This is a genomic window from Pseudomonas sp. S07E 245, assembly GCF_019599025.1.
Classification (GTDB): Bacteria; Pseudomonadota; Gammaproteobacteria; order Pseudomonadales; family Pseudomonadaceae; genus Aquipseudomonas; species Aquipseudomonas shirazensis.
In genome coordinates this window covers 4,211,127-4,231,606 of record NZ_CP080625.1, presented here as the reverse complement: position 1 = coordinate 4,231,606, position 20,480 = coordinate 4,211,127, and the positions used below count along the sequence as shown (strand labels likewise).

The 20,480-nt window shown below is 63.0% G+C and carries 21 protein-coding genes; 11 read left to right on the top strand and 10 right to left on the bottom strand.

Going from position 1 to position 20,480, the window contains the following annotated elements; genetic code table 11:
• Positions 1-7 precede the first annotated feature (7 nt).
• The 3 genes from ctaD to K3F44_RS19440 are packed head-to-tail and all read left to right on the top strand — an operon-like array spanning position 8 to position 3,071.
• Entirely contained in the window at positions 8-1,591 is a 1,584-nt protein-coding gene (gene ctaD, locus K3F44_RS19450) for a cytochrome c oxidase subunit I (protein WP_101322726.1), read from the top strand.
• A gap of 9 nt (positions 1,592-1,600) precedes the next feature.
• A complete protein-coding gene (locus tag K3F44_RS19445) occupies positions 1,601-2,167 on the top strand; it encodes a cytochrome c oxidase assembly protein (protein ID WP_101322725.1) in 567 nt (188 codons plus the stop codon).
• A 16-nt stretch (positions 2,168-2,183) separates the two neighbouring features.
• Positions 2,184-3,071, top strand: coding sequence for a cytochrome c oxidase subunit 3 (locus K3F44_RS19440; RefSeq protein ID WP_220632819.1), 888 nt, complete (start codon positions 2,184-2,186; stop codon positions 3,069-3,071).
• Positions 3,072-3,222: 151 nt separating this feature from the next.
• On the opposite strand, the gene K3F44_RS19435 is transcribed toward K3F44_RS19440, so the two are convergent.
• Complete coding sequence (locus tag K3F44_RS19435; RefSeq protein ID WP_101322723.1) at positions 3,223-3,426, bottom strand: twin transmembrane helix small protein; 204 nt, start codon at positions 3,424-3,426, stop codon at positions 3,223-3,225.
• 64 nt (positions 3,427-3,490) lie between these two features.
• Between K3F44_RS19435 and K3F44_RS19430 the strand changes: the two genes are divergently transcribed.
• Genes K3F44_RS19430 through K3F44_RS19410 form a run of 5 tightly spaced genes read left to right on the top strand, consistent with a single transcriptional unit; the run spans position 3,491 to position 7,375 of the window.
• Complete coding sequence (locus tag K3F44_RS19430; RefSeq protein WP_150570261.1) at positions 3,491-4,231, top strand: SURF1 family protein; 741 nt, start codon at positions 3,491-3,493, stop codon at positions 4,229-4,231.
• The gene (locus tag K3F44_RS19425) at positions 4,197-4,781 is read left to right on the top strand and encodes a hypothetical protein (RefSeq protein WP_150570260.1); all 585 of its coding nucleotides are present in this window, start codon (positions 4,197-4,199) and stop codon (positions 4,779-4,781) included. Before K3F44_RS19430 ends, K3F44_RS19425 begins: the two co-directional genes overlap by 35 nt.
• A 10-nt stretch (positions 4,782-4,791) precedes the next feature.
• Positions 4,792-5,859 carry a heme A synthase gene (locus K3F44_RS19420; RefSeq protein ID WP_101322720.1) on the top strand — a complete coding sequence of 356 codons (1,068 nt, stop codon included), beginning with the start codon at positions 4,792-4,794 and terminating at the stop codon, positions 5,857-5,859.
• Entirely contained in the window at positions 5,844-6,746 is a 903-nt protein-coding gene (cyoE, locus tag K3F44_RS19415) for a heme o synthase (RefSeq protein WP_101322719.1), read from the top strand. Before K3F44_RS19420 ends, cyoE begins: the two co-directional genes overlap by 16 nt.
• On the top strand, positions 6,743-7,375 hold the full coding sequence (locus K3F44_RS19410; RefSeq protein WP_188036905.1) for an SCO family protein: 633 nt from the start codon (positions 6,743-6,745) through the stop codon (positions 7,373-7,375). The genes cyoE and K3F44_RS19410 overlap by 4 nt, the downstream gene beginning before the upstream one ends.
• 90 nt (positions 7,376-7,465) lie before the next feature.
• Here the strand turns inward: K3F44_RS19410 and K3F44_RS19405 are convergent, their stop codons facing one another.
• The 3 genes from K3F44_RS19405 to K3F44_RS19395 all read right to left on the bottom strand — a co-directional run bounded on the left by K3F44_RS19405 (position 7,466) and on the right by K3F44_RS19395 (position 9,982).
• Entirely contained in the window at positions 7,466-8,239 is a 774-nt protein-coding gene (locus tag K3F44_RS19405; RefSeq protein WP_101322717.1) for a MetQ/NlpA family ABC transporter substrate-binding protein, read from the bottom strand.
• Positions 8,240-8,303: 64 nt separating this feature from the next.
• Positions 8,304-8,975 carry a methionine ABC transporter permease gene (locus tag K3F44_RS19400; RefSeq protein WP_101322716.1) on the bottom strand — a complete coding sequence of 224 codons (672 nt, stop codon included), beginning with the start codon at positions 8,973-8,975 and terminating at the stop codon, positions 8,304-8,306.
• The gene (locus K3F44_RS19395; RefSeq protein WP_101322715.1) at positions 8,975-9,982 is read right to left on the bottom strand and encodes a methionine ABC transporter ATP-binding protein; all 1,008 of its coding nucleotides are present in this window, start codon (positions 9,980-9,982) and stop codon (positions 8,975-8,977) included. The genes K3F44_RS19400 and K3F44_RS19395 overlap by 1 nt, the downstream gene beginning before the upstream one ends.
• Positions 9,983-10,205: 223 nt before the next feature.
• Here K3F44_RS19395 and katE point away from each other — a divergent pair, with 223 nt between their 5' ends.
• Complete coding sequence (gene katE, locus K3F44_RS19390; protein WP_188036904.1) at positions 10,206-12,350, top strand: catalase HPII; 2,145 nt, start codon at positions 10,206-10,208, stop codon at positions 12,348-12,350.
• A gap of 38 nt (positions 12,351-12,388) precedes the next feature.
• On the opposite strand, the gene K3F44_RS19385 is transcribed toward katE, so the two are convergent.
• The 4 genes from K3F44_RS19385 to zur all read right to left on the bottom strand — a co-directional run bounded on the left by K3F44_RS19385 (position 12,389) and on the right by zur (position 15,254).
• Positions 12,389-13,096, bottom strand: coding sequence for a PA5502 family lipoprotein (locus tag K3F44_RS19385; protein WP_220632818.1), 708 nt, complete (start codon positions 13,094-13,096; stop codon positions 12,389-12,391).
• Between the two features lie 127 nt (positions 13,097-13,223).
• Positions 13,224-14,006, bottom strand: a complete 783-nt coding sequence (gene znuB, locus K3F44_RS19380) for a zinc ABC transporter permease subunit ZnuB (RefSeq protein WP_101322712.1) — start codon at positions 14,004-14,006, stop codon at positions 13,224-13,226.
• Complete coding sequence (gene znuC / locus K3F44_RS19375) at positions 13,999-14,772, bottom strand: zinc ABC transporter ATP-binding protein ZnuC (protein WP_220632817.1); 774 nt, start codon at positions 14,770-14,772, stop codon at positions 13,999-14,001. Before znuC ends, znuB begins: the two co-directional genes overlap by 8 nt.
• Positions 14,769-15,254 (bottom strand): zinc uptake transcriptional repressor Zur, encoded by a 486-nt coding sequence (gene zur, locus K3F44_RS19370; protein ID WP_101322710.1) that lies wholly within the window; start codon positions 15,252-15,254, stop codon positions 14,769-14,771. Before zur ends, znuC begins: the two co-directional genes overlap by 4 nt.
• 18 nt (positions 15,255-15,272) lie before the next feature.
• Here zur and znuA point away from each other — a divergent pair, with 18 nt between their 5' ends.
• A complete protein-coding gene (gene znuA, locus K3F44_RS19365) occupies positions 15,273-16,244 on the top strand; it encodes a zinc ABC transporter substrate-binding protein ZnuA (protein WP_220632816.1) in 972 nt (323 codons plus the stop codon).
• Between the two features lie 43 nt (positions 16,245-16,287).
• On the opposite strand, the gene K3F44_RS19360 is transcribed toward znuA, so the two are convergent.
• Both K3F44_RS19360 and K3F44_RS19355 read right to left on the bottom strand, forming a co-directional pair.
• On the bottom strand, positions 16,288-17,238 hold the full coding sequence (locus K3F44_RS19360; RefSeq protein WP_101322708.1) for a homoserine kinase: 951 nt from the start codon (positions 17,236-17,238) through the stop codon (positions 16,288-16,290).
• A 68-nt stretch (positions 17,239-17,306) separates the two neighbouring features.
• Positions 17,307-17,594, bottom strand: coding sequence for a DUF2782 domain-containing protein (locus tag K3F44_RS19355; RefSeq protein ID WP_101322707.1), 288 nt, complete (start codon positions 17,592-17,594; stop codon positions 17,307-17,309).
• A 74-nt stretch (positions 17,595-17,668) separates the two neighbouring features.
• On the opposite strand from K3F44_RS19355, the gene polA reads away from it, so the two are divergent.
• Positions 17,669-20,443 carry a DNA polymerase I gene (polA, locus tag K3F44_RS19350; protein WP_220632815.1) on the top strand — a complete coding sequence of 925 codons (2,775 nt, stop codon included), beginning with the start codon at positions 17,669-17,671 and terminating at the stop codon, positions 20,441-20,443.
• Positions 20,444-20,480 lie beyond the last annotated feature (37 nt).

Sequence of the window (20,480 nt, the reverse complement as noted above, 5' to 3'; positions counted from 1 at the left end):
ACAGGACATGAGTGCAGTGATCGACGAGCATGGCCACGACCATGCCCACGGCCCGGCCAAGGGCTTGATGCGCTGGGTGTTGACCACCAACCACAAGGACATCGGCACGATGTACCTGTGGTTCAGCTTCTGCATGTTCCTGCTCGGCGGCTCGTTCGCCATGGTCATTCGCGCCGAGCTGTTCCAGCCGGGGCTGCAGATCGTCGAACCGGCTTTCTTCAACCAGATGACCACCATGCACGGCCTGATCATGGTATTCGGCGCGGTGATGCCGGCGTTTGTCGGCCTGGCCAACTGGATGATCCCATTGATGATCGGCGCCCCGGACATGGCCCTGCCGCGGATGAACAACTTCAGTTTCTGGCTGCTGCCGGCGGCATTTCTGCTGTTGGTATCGACCCTGTTCAGCGCCGGTGGCGGGCCCAACTTCGGCTGGACCTTCTACGCGCCGTTATCCACCACCTATGCGCCGGCCAGCGTGACCTTCTTCATCTTTGCTATCCACCTGATGGGCGTCAGCTCGATCATGGGCGCGATCAACGTGATCGCGACCATTCTCAACCTGCGCGCGCCGGGCATGACCCTGATGAAAATGCCGCTGTTCGTCTGGACCTGGCTGATCACCGCCTTCCTGCTGATCGCCGTGATGCCGGTGCTGGCCGGGGTGGTGACGATGATGCTGATGGATATTCACTTCGGCACCAGCTTCTTCAGCGCGGCCGGCGGTGGTGATCCGGTGTTGTTCCAGCATGTGTTCTGGTTCTTCGGCCACCCCGAGGTGTACATCATGATCCTGCCGGCGTTCGGCGCAGTCAGCTCGATCATCCCGGCGTTTTCACGCAAGCCGCTGTTTGGCTACACCTCGATGGTGTACGCCACCGGGGCGATCGCATTTCTGTCGTTCATTGTCTGGGCGCACCACATGTTCGTGGTCGGCATCCCGGTGGTGGGCGAGCTGTTCTTCATGTACGCGACGATGCTGATTGCGGTGCCGACCGGGGTCAAGGTGTTCAACTGGGTCAGCACCATGTGGGAAGGCTCGCTGACCTTCGAGACGCCGATGCTGTTCGCCATTGCCTTTGTCATCCTGTTCACCATCGGCGGTTTCTCCGGGCTGATGCTGGCGATTGCCCCGGCGGACTTCCAGTACCACGACACCTACTTCGTGGTGGCGCACTTCCACTATGTGCTGGTGCCTGGGGCGATCTTTGGCATCTTCGCGTCGGCCTACTACTGGCTGCCGAAATGGACTGGCCACATGTACGACGAAACCCTCGGCAAGCTGCACTTCTGGCTGTCGTTCATCGGCATGAACCTGGCCTTCTTCCCGATGCACTTCGTTGGCCTGGCCGGCATGCCCCGGCGCATCCCCGACTACAACCTGCAGTTCGCCGACTTCAACATGGTCTCGTCGATTGGTGCATTCCTGTTCGGCGCTACGCAGATCTTCTTCCTGTTCATCGTCATCAAGACCATCCGTGGAGGCCGGCCAGCGCCGGCCAAACCGTGGGATGGCGCCGAAGGGCTGGAGTGGTCGGTGCCATCGCCGGCGCCGTACCACACCTTCCAGACGCCGCCGGAAGTGAAATAGGGCCTTGCCATGACCAGCCTGCCACTCAAACGCCTGGTGCGCCGCCTGCTGCTGCTGACGGTGGTGATGTTTGCCTTCGGCTTTGCCCTGGTGCCGCTGTACGACGTGATGTGCAAGGCGTTCGGCATCAATGGCAAGACCGGCGGGCAATATGAAGGCAGCCAGGTCAGCGACCCTTCGCGCACGGTGCGGGTGCAGTTCATGTCGACCAATGCTGGTGACATGAGCTGGGACTTCTACTCGCGTGCCGACCAGGTCGAGGTCAACCCGGGCGCGGTCAACCAGATGATCTTTGTGGCGCACAACCCGACCGACAAGCCGATGAGCGCTCAGGCGGTACCGAGCATCACTCCGGCCGAGGCGGCGGCGTATTTCCACAAGACCGAATGCTTCTGCTTTACCCAGCAGGTGCTGCAGCCGGGTGAGCGCATTGAGATGCCGGTGCGGTTCATCGTCGACCGCGACCTGCCGGGCAACGTCAAGCACCTGACTCTGGCCTACACCTTGTTCGACATCACCGCTCGCCACCCGCCGGTTGCCCAGTTGAGCACCGAGGGCGTCCAGCGCGCCCGCTGAGGGAAGGAGAACAGCAATGGCACACCACGATCACTACTACGTCCCGGCGCAGAGCAAATGGCCGATCATCGCCACCATCGGCATGTTCGTCACGGTGTTCGGCCTGGGCACCTGGTTCAATGATCTGAAGGCCGGCCACCCGGATTCGCACGGGCCGCTGATCTTCTTCTTCGGTGCGCTGTGCCTGGCCTACATGCTGTTCGGCTGGTTCGGTGCGGTGATCAGGGAGAACAAGGCGGGGCTGTACAGCGCGCAAATGAACCGCTCGTTCCGCTGGGGTATGGGCTGGTTCATCTTCTCCGAGGTGATGTTCTTTCTGGCTTTCTTTGGCGCGCTGTTCTATGTGCGCGTGCTGGCCGGGCCGTGGTTGGGCGGTGACGGCGCCAAGGGTGTGGCGCACATGCTCTGGCCGAACTTCGAGTTTGCCTGGCCGCTTTTGCACACGCCGGACCCAAAGCTGTTTCCGCCGCCCAAGGATGTCATCGACCCTTGGCACCTGCCGTTGATCAACACCCTGCTGTTGGTCAGCTCGAGTGTGACCATTACCATCGCCCACCACGCATTACGCAAAGGCCATCGCGGGCCGCTGAAGTTGTGGCTGGGACTGACCATCCTGCTGGGGCTGTCGTTTCTGGCATTGCAGGCCTACGAGTACTACGAAGCTTATGTGCATCTGGGGCTGACGTTGGGCTCGGGGATCTATGGTGCGACGTTCTTCATGCTGACCGGGTTCCACGGCGCGCATGTGACCTTGGGGACGGTGATCTTGATCGTGATGTTCGTGCGCGTGCTGCGTGGGCACTTTGATGCCCAGCAGCATTTCGGTTTCGAGGCAGCCAGTTGGTATTGGCACTTTGTCGATGTGGTGTGGGTTGGCTTGTTTGTATTTGTTTATGTGCTGTAACGGCTTGCGCGGACCCTGTAGGAGCGGCCTTGTGTCGCGATAGGCGCGCGTAGCGGGCCCGGCGATCTGTGGTGGCTGCACGATTTATGGGGCCGCTGCGCGCCCCAATCGCGACACAAGGCCGCTCCTACACAGGGCGCGTGGGATGCAATTAGAAGGGCGCGTGGGAGACCAGTTGCCCGCTCATGAAGCCCCAGGCGATCAGACCGATGGTCAGCGCTGCGAGGCTGACGCGCACGGTCAGGGCCTTGAGCAGGCGGGTCGAGTCTTGGTCGTCCTTGACCAGAAACACCAGGCCACTGAACAGGCTGGCAACAGTGGCCAACAACAGCAAAACAATGGCGGCCTTGAGCATGGCGGCACTCCCCGGGGGGCTTGGTGATGCAGGCAAGTATAGCGTTCGCACAGCGTGGCCCAAGGTGAAGCCGTTTCGCCCCGGGCTGGTGCCGACTCTGGTGGTGCTTGCACTGCTGCCGGGGTTGATCGCGCTGGGTTGCTGGCAACTGAGCCGCGCCGAGCAGAAGCGCGAACTGCTGGCGACCTACGCCGAACGCCAGGTCGAAGCGCCGCTGGCGCTGGCCGAGCTGCAGTCGCTGGCCGATCCGGCTTTTCATCGGGTGCAGCTGTTTGGCCACTTTGACGCCAATCACAGCCTGCTGCTGGACAACCGCCTGCGCGACGGCCAGGTCGGCGTCGAGCTGCTGCAACCGTTTCTCGATCAGGCCAGCGGCCACTGGCTGTTGATAAATCGCGGCTGGCTGCCCTGGCCCGATCGGCGTGTGCCGGCGCGCTTCGATACCCCTTCGCAAACGCTGGCGCTGCAGGCGTCGGTCTATATCGCCCCCGGCGCGGCCTTCCAACTGCACCCGGACCCGGTCGGCGGGCAGTGGCCGCACCTGCTCACTGCCATCGACCCCGCTGCGCTCTGGCAGCAGTTGGGGCGTGACGGTTATGGCCACGAACTGCGCCTGCTCGGCGGGCCAGCCAGCTACCGGCTGGACTGGCCGATAGTCGCCATGGGCCCGGAAAAGCACCTGGGCTACGCCGTGCAGTGGTTCGCCCTGGCGGCGGCATTGGTGCTGCTGTACCTGTACTTCGGCTGGCATAACAACAAGGAGCATCACCATGAGCGCCGCCACGAGTCCACTGGACGTGCCTGAAGGCCGCAAGCCCCGCAGCCGCGGACGCTGGCAGCTGTTGCTGATCTTGCTGGTCACCCTCGGCCCGATGATCCTTGCCACCAGCATGTACAAGTTCAAGTTCTGGGTGCCGGACGGCCGCAGTTATCACGGTGCAATGATCGGCAACGGCCTGAGCCGGGCCGACATTGGTATCCCGGCGCAGGAGCAGCGCTGGCAGCTGCTGGTCAGCGCGCCGGCGGCGTGTGATCAGCCCTGCCAGAACCTTGTGTACCTGGCGCGGCAGATCCAGATCGGCCTGGGCCGCGATGCCAGCCGCGCCAGCCATGCGCTGGCGGCTGCGCAGCCACTGAGCAGCGATTACCAGCAGCTGCTCACCCGCGAGTACCCGCAGTTGCAGCGTTATCCGCTGGACCTGCAGCGCTACGGCGAGCACGTCAGCGAGCCGGGGCCGCAACTGTGGATCGTCGACCCGCACGGCAACCTGGTGCTGCGCTACGACGCCACGGTCAAGGGCAAGCACGTGCTCGACGACCTGCGTCATCTGCTCAAGCTGTCCAACATCGGATAGGAGCTCTGCCATGGCCAGACCCGGCTATCGCCTCGCTGTGTTCGCAACCTTGCTGGCGCTGGTGGTGGTACTGCTGGGCGCCTATACCCGGCTGACCCATGCTGGTCTCGGCTGCCCGGACTGGCCCGGTTGCTACGGCTTTATCAGCGTGCCCAAAAGCGACGCGCAGCTGGCCCATGCCGAGCTGCACTTCCCTGAGCATCCCGTTGAAGCAGCCAAGGGCTGGGCCGAGATGGTCCATCGCTACTTTGCCGGTGGCCTGGCGCTGGTGATTGCCTGGCTGGCGTTGCAGGCGCTGCGCCGGCACGCCCGTGACGGCCAGCCCTACCGTCTGCCACTGCTGCTGCTGGGGGTGGTGCTGGCGCAAGCGGCATTTGGTATGTGGACGGTGACCTTGAAGCTGTGGCCGCAGGTGGTCACGGCGCACCTGCTTGGCGGCTTCACTACGTTGAGCCTGCTGTTGCTGCTATCACTGCGTCTATCCCGGGCCTTTGCGCCATTGCCGAAACTGCCGTTGAGCCTGCGCCGAGTCGCCGCGCTGGGGCTGCTGACCGTGATTGGCCAAGTCGCTCTGGGCGGTTGGGTCAGTGCCAACTATGCCGCCGTCGCCTGCATCGACCTGCCGACTTGCCATGGCCAGTGGTGGCCTGCGGCTGACTTCAGCAATGGCTTTCACCTGACTCAACATGTCGGCCCCAATTACCTCGGTGGCCAGCTCGACAGTGATGCGCGCACGGCGATTCATATCAGCCATCGGCTGGGTGCACTACTGGTCACGGCCGTACTGTTGCTGCTCAGCCACAAGCTCTACCGCAACGGTTTACGCGCCCTGGCCGGGCTGGTCATGCTGGCGCTGGCGGTGCAGATCAGCCTTGGCATCAGCAATGTCCTGCTGCACCTGCCGCTGGCCGTCGCGGTGGCGCACAACGCCGGTGGTGCTGCGCTGTTGCTGTGCATGGTGTTGGTGAATTACCGCATTCGCGTGGTCGACAAGGTCCGCGTCGGCCATGGCTGGCGCTTGACCCGCGTGGCCGGGGCACATGTACCGATGAGGAGTGACGCATGGCGACGGTTCTGAGCACGCCGCGGCAGCAGGCCAGCTGGCGCGATTATGTCGAGCTGACCAAGCCCAAGGTGGTGCTGTTGATGCTGATCACTTCGCTGGTCGGGATGTTTCTCGCGACCCGTGCGGGCGTGCCGTGGACGGTGTTGCTGTTCGGCAACCTGGGTATCGGCCTGTGCGCTGGCGCTGCGGCTGCGGTCAACCATGTGGTCGACCGGCGTATTGATGGATTGATGGCGCGCACCCATAAGCGGCCTTTGGCCGATGGCAGGATCGCGCCCATGGCAGCGCTGGCCTTTGCCTTGCTTCTGGCGGTGCTCGGCATGAGCGTGCTGCTGGTGTTCACCAACGCCCTGACAGCCTGGCTGACCCTGGCTTCACTGCTCGGTTATGCGGTGCTCTACACCGGTTTTCTCAAGCGTGCGACACCGCAGAATATCGTTATCGGTGGCCTGGCCGGGGCCGCGCCGCCGTTGCTCGGTTGGGTTGCAGTGACCGGGCAGATCACCGCCGAGCCGTTGTTGCTGGTGCTGATCATCTTCGCCTGGACGCCGCCGCACTTCTGGGCGCTGGCCATCCACCGCAAGGAGGAATACGCCAAGGCAGCGATCCCGATGCTGCCGGTGACCCATGGTGAGGCCTACACCAAGCTGCATATCCTGCTGTATACCTGGGTGCTGCTGGCGGCAAGTCTGCTGCCGTTCGCCATCCACATGAGCGGCCTGCTGTATCTGGCCTGTGCGCTGCTGCTCGGGCTGGGTTTTGTCCGCTGGGCCTGGGTGCTGTACCGTGGCACCCGGCCGCACGCGGCGATCAAGACCTTCAAGTACTCTATCGGGTACCTGTTCGCCCTGTTCATCGCCCTGCTCGTTGACCACTATCTGTTGATGCTGAATCTATGACCCGAACCCAGAAAACCGTCTTCATTCTCGTTGCCGTGGTTGCCTTGATCCTCGGCCTGACCGTCAACAAGGTGCTCAACGGCCGCAGCGAGGCCAACCCAGCTGAACTGATCGATGCCGGCATCATCCTGCTGCCGCAGAGCCGCAGCGTGCCGGCGGTGAGCATGACCGACCACAACGGCCAGCCGGTCGAGCTCGATCAGCTCAAAGGCAAATGGTCGTTGCTGTTCTTCGGCTACACCTACTGCCCGGACATCTGCCCGACGACCCTGGCGCAGCTGCGCCAGGTCAAGAGCGAACTGCCCAAGGAAGCCTTGGAGCGTTTGCAAGTGGTGCTGGTCAGCGTCGATCCGCACCGCGATACCGCCACTCAGCTGAAGCAGTACCTGGGCTACTTCGATAAGGATTTCGTCGGCCTGGCCGGCTCGATCGAGGACACCCAGAAGCTGGCCAATGCCCTGAGCATTCCGTTTATCCCTGCTGACACCAGCAAGCCCGGCTACACCGTCGATCACAGCGGCAACCTGGCTGTGGTCGGGCCCGATGGGCGCCAGCGCGGCTTTATCCGCGCACCGTTCAACAACCAGAAGCTGGCGGCGCAGCTGCCGGGGCTGGTCAAGCGCGACTGAGGCCAGAAAGCACTGCGGGGCAAGCCCGCCGCCTGCAGTGCACAAGCTGCAGGCGGCGGGCTTGCCCCGCAGGTGTTGCGGTCGGCTCGATCAGAACGCCGGCAGTACCGCGCCTTTGTACTTCTCGGTGATGAACGCTTTGACTTCAGGCGAATGCAGCGCTGCAACCAGCTTCTTCATTGCGTCCGAGTCCTTGTTGTCCGGGCGTGCCACCAGGATGTTGACGTAAGGCGAGTCGCTGCCTTCGATCACCAGGGCATCCTTGGACGGATCAAGCTTGGCTTCCAGCGCGTAGTTGGTATTGATCAGGGCCAGATCGACCTGAGTCAGCACACGCGGGATGGTGGCCGCTTCCAGCTCGCGGAACTTGAGGTTCTTGGTGTTGGTGGTGATGTCTTTCACAGTCGACAAGATGTTGCTCTTGTCCTTCAGGCTGATCACACCGGCCTTGTCCAGCAGCAACAACGCGCGGCCGCCGTTGGTAGCATCGTTGGGGATAACCACGGTAGCGCCGGCCGGCAGCTCGTCGAGCTTCTTCAGCTTGCTCGAGTAAGCGCCCAGTGGCTCCAGGTGCACGCCGGCAACGCTGACCAGGTTGGTGCCTTTGGCCTTGTTGAACTCATCCAGGTACGGCTGGTGCTGGAAGAAGTTGGCATCCAGGCGCTTCTCGGCAACCTGTACGTTTGGCTGCACGTAGTCGGTGAAGACCTTGACCTTGAGGTCGACGCCTTCTTTAGCCAGCACGGGTTTGACGAACTCGAGGATCTCGGCGTGCGGCACCGGGCTTGCAGCGACGGTGATGGTCTCGGCAGCGTGCGCCGAAAAAGCCGCCACAGCGGCAACAACAGCAAGCAGTTTTTTCATCAAACACTCCTTGTGAGGGCCGCGACGGCCCCCGAACGGGTCGGCCTGGCCGACCCCATTGGGGTTACTTACGGGAAAAATGCACGACCAGTTTGTCGCCGACGCTTTGCAGAACTTGAACCAGGATCAGCAACATCACCACGGTGACCACCATTACATCAGTCTGGAAGCGCTGATAACCAAAGCGGATCGCCAGGTCGCCGAGGCCACCAGCACCGACCACACCGGCCATGGCGGTGTACGACACCAGAGTGATCGCGGTCACGGTAATCGCCGCGAAGATGCCCGGGCGCGCCTCGGGCAGCAGTGCGTTGGTGATGATCTGGCGGGTGGTCGCGCCCATCGACTGGGTCGCTTCGATGATGCCGCGGTCAACTTCACGCAGCGCCGTCTCGACCAGGCGGGCGAAGAACGGCGTGGCGCCGACCACCAGTGGCGGGATGGCCCCGGCGACGCCCAGCGAGGTGCCGGTGATCAGTACGGTGAATGGGATCATCACGATCAGCAGGATGATGAACGGCAGCGAGCGCAGGATGTTCACCACCAGCGACAGCAGCGCGTACAGGCCTTTCTGCTCGAACATCTGCCGCGGCCCGCACAGGAACAGCAGCACGCCCAGCGGCAGGCCCAGCAGCACGGTGAAGAACAGCGAGCCGAACAGCATGATCATGGTGTCGATGGTCGCCAGCCAGATTTCGGCCCAGTCGACATTGGCGAAGAAATTCAAAGCGTCCATCAACGCAGTACCTCCATATGCACATCAGCTGCGCTGAAACGGTCGAACGCGGCTTGCATGTCGCCGCCGGTAACGGCCAGGGTCAATTGCCCGTAAGGCACGTCCTTGATGCGGTCAATACGCCCGGCGAGGATGCTGTAGTCGACCCCGGTTTCCCGGGCGACAGTGCCGAGCAGCGGTGCGTAGGTGGCATCGCCCTGGAAGGTCAGGCGCACGATCCGGCCAGGCACATGGGCAAAGTCGTCGCGCTGTTCGCCTTCGTCGACTTGCTCGTCCTCTTGGACAAAACGCTTGGTGGTCGGGTGCTGCGGGTGCAGGAACACCTCGGCAACACTGCCTTGCTCGACGATCAGGCCGGCGTCCATCACCGCCACGCGGTCGCAGACCCGACGGATCACGTCCATTTCATGGGTGATCAGGACGATGGTCAGCTTCAATTCGCGGTTGATCTCGGCCAGCAGTTGCAGGACCGAGGCCGTGGTCTGCGGGTCGAGGGCGCTGGTGGCTTCGTCGCACAGCAGAATCTTTGGCCGGGTCGACAACGCGCGGGCAATGCCGACACGTTGCTTCTGCCCGCCGGAGAGCTGCGCCGGATATTTTTTGGCGTGATCGGACAGGCCGACCCGCGCCAGCAGCTCGGTGACACGCTGGTCGATTTCGCTGCGCGATAGCTCACCGGCCAAGGTCAGCGGCAGCGCCACGTTGTCGGCCACGGTCTTGGAGGCCAGCAGGTTGAAGTGCTGGAAGATCATCCCGACCTGCTGGCGGAAGCGCCGCAGCTGGTTGGCATCGAAGCCGGTAACGTCTTCACCATCGACGATGATCTTGCCACCGCTGGGCGCTTCGAGGCGGTTGATCAGGCGCAGCAAGGTGCTCTTGCCAGCGCCGGAGTGGCCGATCAGGCCGAACACCTGGCCATTTTCAATGGTCAGGCTGGTCGGGTTCAGGGCGGGGATGTCCCTACCGGCGACGCGGTAGGTCTTGTGCACATGTTGAAACTCGATCACTGAGCGAACCTTGTGGGGCGCAATGGAAATAGGGTCTGGCGGTAAGCCGGGGGGCGCATTTTAGCCTTTTCCCCTTGGTCTTCTTAGCATTTATTTCGTATTGGTCCAATCCAACCGGCATAACGCGACAGTCGGCAATGGAATTGAACGCATGCGCACGGCCATCAGTCACTAGCTAACGAGCCCGAATGGGCCGCCCTGAATACCGATGAGGAGAGCCGACATGTCGCGCAAGCACCCGGATACCCCGAAACAGAGTGAGATGGCCGGTACCGACACCCCGGACCGTGCCAACACCAACGCCAAACTGCAGAGTCTGGAAGCCTACCGTAGCGACGCTACCGGCGAGGCGCTGCGGACCAATCAGGGCGTCAAGATCGCTGACAACCAGAACACCCTCAAGGCGGGTGCGCGCGGGCCGTCGTTGCTCGAAGATTTCATCATGCGTGAAAAAATCACCCACTTTGACCATGAGCGCATCCCCGAGCGCATCGTCCATGCCCGTGGCACTGGCGCTCATGGTTACTTCCAGAGCTACGGCAAGCATGCCGAGCTGACCAAGGCCGGTTTCCTCCAGGACCCGGAGAAGATCACTCCGGTGTTCGTGCGCTTCTCCACCGTGCAGGGCCCCCGCGGTTCCGGTGACACGGTGCGCGACGTGCGCGGCTTCGCCGTGAAGTTCTACACCGACGAAGGCAACTTCGACCTGGTCGGCAACAACATGCCGGTGTTCTTCATTCAGGACGCGATCAAATTCCCCGACTTCGTTCATGCGGTGAAACCTGAGCCACACAATGAAATGCCCACCGGCGGTTCGGCTCATGACACCTTCTGGGACTTCGTCTCGCTGGTGCCGGAGTCGGCGCACATGGTCATCTGGGCGATGTCCGACCGGGCTATCCCGCGCAGCCTGCGGATGATGGAAGGCTTTGGCGTGCATACCTTCCGCCTGATCAACGCCGAAGGCGTGGCCAGTTTCGTCAAGTTTCACTGGAAGCCGAAGCAAGGCGTGCACTCGGTGCTGTGGGACGAGGCGCAGAAGCTGGCCGGCAAGGACACCGATTTCCATCGTCGCGACCTTTCCGAAGCGATTGAAACCGGCGACTACCCTGAGTGGGAACTGGGCGTGCAGATCGTGCCTGAGGCCGACGAGCACAAGTTCGACTTCGACCTGCTCGACCCGACCAAGATCATCCCCGAAGAGCTGGTGCCGGTGACGCCGTTGGGCAAGATGGTGCTCAACCGCAACCCGGACAACTTCTTCGCCGAGGTCGAGCAGATCGCCTTCTGCCCTGGCCATATCGTACCGGGTATCGACTTCACCAACGATCCGCTGCTGCAGGGCCGCCTGTTCTCCTACACCGACACGCAGATCAGCCGCCTCGGTGGCCCGAATTTCCATGAGATCCCGATCAACCGTCCTGTTGCGCACAACCACAACGGCCAGCGCGATGGCATGCACCGCATGGAAATCAACAAGGGCCGTGCCTCGTACGAGCCGAACAGCATCGATGGCGGCTGGCCGAAGGAAACCCCGGCAGCGGCTGAAGACGGTGGCTTCGACAGCTATCAGGAGCGGATCGATGCACGCAAGGTTCGCGAGCGCAGCGAGTCGTTCAGCGATCACTTCTCGCAGGCGCGCCTGTTCTTCCACAGCATGAGCCCGAACGAGCAGCAGCACATCATCAAGGCCTACAGCTTTGAGCTGGGCAAGGTCGAGCGGGAATACATCCGTGCCCGTCAGGTCAACGAGATCCTCGCCAATATCGACCTGAAGCTGGCTGCGGCAGTAGCGGCCAACCTGGGTCTGCCGGCGCCGAGCAAAGGCACCGTGCAGGTCAAAGGCTCGAGCCTGGCCGAGTCGCCAGCGCTGAGCCAGCTCAATCACCCGGGCAGCGTGGGTATCAAGGGTCGCAAGATTGCCCTGCTGCTGGCTGACGGTGTGGATGCGGCGGACGTCGATCGTCTGGTCAAGGCACTTGAGGCGCACAGCGCCAGGCCAATGCTGCTGGGCCCAACCTCGGCGCCAGTAAAAGCGGCCGATGGTTCCAGCCTGGCGGTGGATGCGTCGATGGAAGGAATGCCGTCGATCATGTTCGATGGTGTGCTGGTGCCGGCCGGCAAGGCCGCAATTGATGCGCTGGGGCAGAGCGGTTTGGCCAAGCACTTCCTGCTGGAAGCGTACAAGCACCTGAAGGCCATCGCCTTTGCCAAAGACGGCAAGGCGCTGGTCGGCAAACTCGGCCTGGCCGAAGACAAGGGCTTGTTGCTGGGCAATGATCAGAAGGCGATCGATGCCTTCGTCAAAGCGGTCGAAGCGCACCGCGTCTGGGAGCGCGAAGCTGCTGCAGAAGCCATTCCGGCTTGATCGATCACCCCGGCAGGCTCGCCTGCCGGGGTTTTATTTCAACGCTGATGCGGTACCAGCACGACCTGAGCGGGCAATGAGCGCTGGATTTCATGGCGCTGGTTGAGCTCATAGCCACTGTCGAGCTTGTGTACGCGCTTGCCCAGCAGCGTTTTCAGCCACGGGGCGTCGTCCTTGCGTGGCACCTGGAACACCACTTCACACTGATAACTGACCACGTCTGCGGCGATGTCATCCAGCTGCCGGCGCAGGGCGCGGCTGTCTGTGGTTTTCAGGGCGATCACGGTGCTCGGTGCGGTGGGGTCGATCACGCGCGCCTTGGGCTTGGCTTCAGCGGCCTTCAAGGCAGCTTCGGCACGGTCCAGCTCGGCTTTGCGCGCATGGGCAACGGCATCCCCGGCGGCCAGCGCCGGCGCTTGCGGCATCAATGCCCGGGCCCGCGCCAGCGCGGTCGCGGCGGCATTCACGTCACCCTTTTGCAGGACGATCTGGCTGCGCTGCAAGTAGGCTTCGGCGAGCTGGCGCTGGTGCTGCTCCACGCGCGGGTCTTGCGGCGCCTGGGCTTGCAGGGCGGTCAGCTGATCTTCAGCAGTGGCCAGTTCGTTGCTGGCGATGTTCTGCTGCAGCTCGGCCCATGGGTCGGCCTGGGCAGGCACGCTCGGCTGTTCGACCGGGGCGCTGGCACACGCAACCAGGCCCAGCGACAACACGGCAACAAGCAGATAACGGGAGGCGAACGGCTTCATTCCTGCGACTCTCTATTTGCGCAAAAAGCGAGCAAGTCTACACCCAGGTGCGCACGCTCGAAAACAAGTCTTACAGACCCTTTACCCGCGCATTGGTTGCAAGATGCGCCAAAGTGCGACCCGTGTCTCAGCGTTTAGGCAGGGCCAGGCTCAGCAAGAATAGCACTGCCGCGCAGACCACGATCGATGGCCCGGCCGGCGTGTCCTTGAACCAGGACATTGCCAGCCCGCCACATACCGCCACCACACCGAGCAGGCTGGCACCCAGCGCCATCTGCTCGGGCGAGCGCGCATGGCGCTGGGCGGCGGCGGCCGGGATGATCAGCAGCGAGGTGATCAGCAGCACGCCGACGATCTTCATCGCCACCGCAATCACCACGGCGATGAGCAGCATCAGGGTCAGGCGCAGCGCCGCTACCGGCAGGCCTTCGACGGTTGCCAGCTCTTCATGTACGGTCACCGCCAGCAGTGGGCGCCAGAGCGCGGCGAGCAACAGCAGCACGGCTGCACTGCCGCCGATGATCCAGCCCAGGTCCGTTGGACTGATCGCCAGCAAGTCGCCAAACAGATAGGCCATCAGGTCGATGCGCACGTCGTGCATGAAACTCAGCACCACCAGGCCCAGCGACAAGGTGCTTGGAGCAAGAATCCCCAGCAGCGTATCCGACGCCAGCGGCTGGCGCTGCTGCAGCGTCACCAGCAAGATCGCCAGCAGCAGGCAGCCGACGGTTACCGCCAACGCCGGGCTGACATCCAGCACGAAGCCCAAGGCAACGCCGAGCAAGGCCGCGTGCGACAACGTGTCGCCAAAATAGGCCATCCGCCGCCAGACCACGAACGAGCCCAGCGGACCTGCAACAACTGCCAGGGACAAACCGGCCAGCAGGGCGTAAAGAAGAAAATCAGCCATGCTTGCAGTGCTCTCCGTGAACATGGGCGCTAGGGGTGACAACTGCGCCGTGCAGGTCGTGGCTGTGGTCGTGGTGATGGTGATAGATGGCCAGGCTCGGGGCGTTCTGGCCGAACAGTTCGACAAAGGCCGGGTCGCCGCTGACCTGCTCGGGGTGGCCGGAGCAGCACACATGGCGGTTCAGGCAGACCACCTGATCGGTGGTGCTCATGACCAGGTGCAGGTCGTGGGAGACCATCAGCACGCCGCAGCCGTAACGGTCGCGCAGGCGTGTGATCAAACTGTACAGCTCGGACTGCCCCGCCACATCGACGCCTTGTACCGGTTCATCGAGCACCAGCAATTGCGGCTTGCGCAGCAGGGCTCGGGCTAGCAGCACGCGCTGCATCTCGCCGCCGGAAACAGTCTGTAGCGGGCTGTCGATGACCTGCTCGGCGCCGACTTCCTGTAATGCCGCCAAAGCTGCGCCGCGGTCTACCCCAGGTACCAAACGCAGGAAGCGCAGTACCGACAGTGGCAGCGTCGGGTCGACCTGGATCTTTTGCGGCATATAGCCGATACGCAGCTTGGGCTTGCGCCAGACGCTGCCACGATGCGGCTTGAGCAGGCCGAGCACGGCCCGCACCAGGGTGGTCTTGCCAGCACCGTTGGGGCCGATCAGCGTGACGATCTGGCCTGGCGCAACCGCCAGGTCGATGTTGTCCAGTACGGCTTCGCCAGCAAAGCTGACGCCGACTTGCTCAAGTCGGATCAGGGCGTCGCTCATGCCGCGCCTCGGCAGTTGCCGCACAGGCCGACCACTTCCACGGTCTGGGTTTCAACCTTGAAGCCGACCGCGTTGGCGCTGGCGATGATCGCGCCACTGATGCTGTCCTGCTCAAGCTCGATGGCGATATGGCACTCGCGGCAGATCAGGAACTGGCCCTGATGGGCGTGTTCCGGGTGGCTGCAGCCGATGAAGGCGTTGAGCGAGGCGATGCGGTGCACCAGGCCGTTCTCGAGGAGGAAGTCCAGCGCCCGATAAACGGTCGGCGGCGCCGCGCGGCGGCCATCCTGCTCGCTCAGTACGGCAAGAATATCGTAGGCGCCCAGCGGCTTGTGGCTCTGCCACACCAGCTCCAGCACCCGCTTGCGCAGGGCAGTCAAACGCAGACCCTGACGCACGCAGATGGCGTCGGCTTCAGCCAGCGCACTGTGCACGCAATGGGAGTGGTCGTGGGGACGGTGAGCCAGCGGGGTAATCGACATGGGCGGCGACGGTTCTTAATGGAGACGTTATTATGTTACCTGTTTCTGACACGTCGAGTATTCACCGTGCCCCGTTTCCTTGTGCTTTTTGTCGCTTTGCTCGCCTGTTCGGCCCATGCCGATGTGCGTGTGCTGACCAGTATCAAACCGCTGCAGCAGATCGCTGCGGCCGTTCAGGACGGTGTCGGCAGCCCTGAAGTGCTGCTGCCGCCGGGTGCCTCGCCGCACCACTATGCGCTGCGGCCGTCCGACGTACGGCGCGTGGCCGATGCCGACCTGCTGTACTGGATCGGCCCGGACATGGAGAGCTTCTTGCCGCGGGTGCTCGGCAGCCGCAGCAAGCAGACCGTGGCGGTGCAGTCGCTGAAGGGCATGCAGCTGCGTCATTTTGGTGAGGACAGCCATTCCCATGATGAGGCCGGTCATGATGAAGCTGACCATGACGAGCATGATCATGACCACCGCCCGGGTAGCCTGGACGCGCACCTGTGGCTGTCGTCGGTCAATGCCCGGGTAATTGCCGGGCAGATGGCGGCCGACCTGAGCAAGCTCGACCCGGCCAATGCGGCGCGTTATCAGAGCAATCTGAGCGCCTTCGATGCGCGCCTGGATGCACTTGATCAGCGGATCAAGACCCGTGTGGCGGGCGTTGCCGACAAGCCCTACTTCGTCTTCCACGAGGCGTTCGATTACTTCGAAGCGGCTTACGGGCTCAAGCACACCGGCGTGTTCAGCGTGGCTTCGGAAGTGCAGCCGGGTGCTCAACACGTGGCGGCAATGCGCAAGCGCTTGCAGGAAGTGGGCAAGACCTGCGTATTCAGCGAGCCGCCGCTGCGCCCACGGCTGGCTGAAACGCTGACCGCAGGGCTGCCGGTGCGGCTGGCCGAGCTGGATGCGCTGGGTGGCAGCGAGCCGGTGGACAGCAAAGGCTACGAGCGCTTGCTGGAAAACCTCGCGAACGGCCTGGCTGGCTGTCTGGAACAGCTCTGACGGCTCTTGAAGGAGCGTCCCGGCAAGGACGCTCCTGCAAGGCTCAGAGCGCGAACGGCAGCTTCAGGTCGATGTGCTGGCGCTGGGCCAGGCGCACTTCGAACTCGCGTGGGTCATGAATGGTGACGTCCATGCCGGCGAACTGCTCGGCGGCAATCAGCCGCGACAGCCAGAAGCGCACACAGGCTACCCGCAGCATCAGCGGCCACAGCTCGGCTTCGGCCGCGGTGAACGGGCGCAGCGCGGCATAGGCGCCGAGCAAGGCCTGCGCGCGCGGCAGGTTGATCCCCGCCGCTTCGTCCAGGCACCAGTCATTCACGGTAATTGCGATGTCATACAGCATCGGCCCTGAGCAGGCGTTGTAGAAGTCGATCAAGCCGGTGAGGTGGGTGCCTTCGAACATCACGTTGTCGCGGAACAGGTCGGCGTGCAGGTTGGCCCGTGGCAGCGCCAGGATCTGCGCCTTGTGCGCGGCAATGTCAGCCAGGGTCGGCTGCAGCAGGGCCTGCTGGTGCTCGCTCAGGTGCGACAACAGCTCAGCGCCCGACTCCAGCATCCAGTCCAGGCCACGGTCAGTCTTGCGCTCAAGGATCTGCTCGCGGGTCGCCAAGTGGATATGCGCCTGCAGTTCGCCAACCTGGGCGCAGTGCTGGTTGTTCGGCGCCATCACATGCTTGCCGTTCAGCCGTGGTTGCAGCAGCGCAGGCTTGCCGCACAGCTCCCGCAAGCCATGGCCATCGCGGTCGCGCAGGGCGTAGGGCACTGGCATGTCGGCCTGGTGCAGCACATCCAGCAGGTCGATGAAAAACGGCATGTCTTCGGCCGGGCCGCGCTCGATCAGGGTCAGGACAAACTCACCCTGCTCCATACTGACGAAGAAGTTGCTGTTCTCGGTACCGGCGGCGATGCCCTGGAAGTCGAGCAGACGGCCCAGCTGATACGGCGCCAGAAAGGTTTCCAGCTCGGGCCGGGACACAGGGGTGAAAACTGACATGATGAAAAGTTGCCCATGCGGGCACTTCCGCCGGGAAGTGCCAGGTTGATGTGACGGTACGCGTCAGATTACCACTCGAAGATCTTCCACGATGGAATCAGCATGTCCGGCTGGTCGGAGCGGATGAAATTGCCATCCGAGCCATCGGCGCGTACCAGAAAATAAGGCTTGCCGCCTTTCGGCGTGACTTTGATCGCATACAGGAAGCCGTTTTGCCGGTATTCCTGAATGGTTTTATCGCCTTCCGTGCGAATGGTCACATCGGGATCAGCCGATGGGGCGTCGTCCGCCGCCTGGGAGACGATCGGCATGGTTGCCAGAAGGCCGAGCAGTAACAGGCGATTGAGTGTCCGCATGATAACCTTGTCCCTTTGTCGTCATTGATCTGGCTATTCTAGCGCCGGACCCGTCGAAAAGGTTGATTCTGCTCATGAGCCTAGCTCCCCTCGTCCTGGTGGACGGTTCGTCCTACCTGTATCGCGCCTTCCACGCGCTGCCGCCGCTGACCACCTCCAAGGGTATGCCCACCGGTGCCGTCAAGGGCGTGCTGAACATGCTCAAGAGCCTGCGCCGGCAATATCCGGACAGCCTGTTCGCGGTGGTTTTCGATGCCAAGGGCGGGACCTTCCGCGACGCCCTGTTCGCCGACTACAAGGCCAACCGGCCGAGCATGCCGGACGACCTGCGGGTGCAGGTCGAGCCATTGCACGCCAGCGTCAAGGCACTCGGCTATCCGCTGCTGTGCGTGGAAGGGGTCGAAGCCGACGACGTCATCGGCACCCTGGCCCGCAGCAGTGCGGCGGCCGGGCGCCCGGTGATCATCTCCACCGGCGACAAGGACATGGCCCAGCTGGTCGACGGCCACATCACCCTGGTCAACACCATGACCGGCAGCGTCATGGACATTGCCGGTGTGCACGAGAAGTTCGGCGTCGGCCCTGAGCACATCATCGACTTCCTGGCGTTGATGGGCGACAAGGTCGACAACATCCCCGGCGTGCCCGGCGTTGGCGAAAAAACTGCCGTCGGCCTGCTGACCGGCATCGGCGGTGGCTTGAAGGACGTCTACGCCAACCTCGACAAGGTCCCGGCGCTGCCGATTCGCGGCGCCAAGAGCCTGCCTGCCAAGCTCGAGGAGCACCGCGATGCGGCCTTCATGTCGTATGAGCTGGCTACCATCAAAATTGATGTGCCGCTGGATATCGAAGTCGATGCGCTGGTCTGCGCCGAGCCGGATCGCGACGCGCTGCTGGCGCTGTATGCCGAAATGGAATTCAAGAGCTGGATCGCCGATGTGCAGCGTGAAGCGGCAAAGGTTGGCGAGGAGCTGGCGCCGGCGCCGGTAGAAGAAGCGCCGCAGGCCAAGGTCGAGCCGCAGTACGAGACCATCCTCGACCAAGCCCGCTTCGATGCCTGGCTGGAAAAACTGCGCCAGGCGCCGCTGTTTGCCTTCGACACCGAGACCACCGGGCTGGACGCGCAAAAGGCGCAGCTGGTTGGCGTGTCGTTCGCGGTCGAACCGCATGTGGCCGCCTATGTGCCGCTGACCCATGACTACGAAGGCGCACCGGCCCAGCTCGACCGTGACCAGGTATTGCTGGCGCTGAAGCCGCTGCTGGAAGACCCGCACAAAGGCAAGATCGGCCAGAACGCCAAGTACGACATCAATATTCTGGCCAACTGCGCAATTGGCGGTGATGAGGCCAATGGCATCGATATGCGGGGTGTCGCCTACGACACCATGCTCGAATCCTACGTGCTCAACTCCAACGCTACCCGCCATGACATGGACAGCCTGGCGCAGAAGTACCTCGACCACACCACCATCACCTTCGAGCAGATCGCCGGTAAAGGCGCCAAGCAGCTGACCTTCAACCAGATCCCACTGGACAAGGCCGGCCCTTACGCCGCCGAAGACGCCGACATTACCCTGCGCCTGCATCAGGCACTGCAGGCGCACCTGGCGAAGACCCCCAGCGTGCAGCCGGTGCTGATGGACATCGAGATGCCGCTGGTGCCGGTACTGGCGCGGATCGAGCGCCAGGGCGCGCTGGTCGATGCCAATCTGCTGGCCATCCAGAGCGGCGAGCTTGGCTTGAAAATGGCCGAACTGGAGCGCGAGGCGTATGCCCTGGCCGGGGAAGAATTCAACCTCGGCTCGCCCAAGCAACTCGGCGTGATCCTCTACGACAAGCTGGGCATGCCGATCCTGAGCAAGACCAGCAAAGGCCAGGCATCTACCGCCGAGGCGGTGCTGGCCGAGTTGGCCGAGCAGGACTATCCGCTGCCCAAGGTGTTGATGCAGTACCGCTCGCTGAGCAAGCTCAAAAGCACCTACACCGATAAGCTGCCGCACCAGATCAACCCGCGCACCGGCCGGATTCACACCTCGTATCAGCAGGCTGTGGCAGCCACTGGGCGCCTGTCGTCGAGTGATCCGAACCTGCAGAACATTCCGATCCGCACCGCCGAAGGCCGGCGTATTCGGCAGGCGTTCATCGCCAGCCCTGGCTACAAATTGCTCGCGGCCGACTACTCGCAGATCGAATTACGGATCATGGCCCACCTGGCCAAGGATGAAGGCCTGTTGCATGCCTTCCGTAACGACCTGGACGTGCACCGGGCGACTGCTGCAGAGGTATTTGGCGTTGATCTGGCTGCCGTCACCACCGACCAGCGCCGTAGCGCCAAGGCGATCAACTTCGGCCTGATCTATGGCATGAGCGCCTTTGGTCTGGCCAAGCAGCTTGGCGTCGACCGTAAACAGTCGCAGGACTATATTGACCGCTACTTCACCCGCTACCCAGGCGTGCTCGCCTACATGGAGCGCACCCGCGCCCAGGCTGCCGAGCAGGGCTATGTCGAAACTTTCTTCGGTCGTCGCCTGTACCTGCCGGATATCAACGCGAAGAATCAGGCCCTGCGCAAAGGCGCCGAGCGCACCGCGATCAACGCCCCGATGCAAGGCACTGCCGCCGACATCATCAAGCGCGCCATGGTCGCTGTGGATAACTGGCTGAGCAGCAGCGGGCTGGATGCGCGGGTGATCCTCCAGGTACACGATGAACTGGTGCTGGAAGTGCGTGAAGACCTGGTCGAGCAGATCAAGGCCGAGATCCGCCCGCACATGAGCGACGCGGCTCAGCTGGACGTGCCGTTGCTGGTCGAAGTCGGCGTTGGGGCGAACTGGGACGAGGCGCACTAAGACGTCTGGCGTGGGGTCTGCGGCTATCCGTGGACCC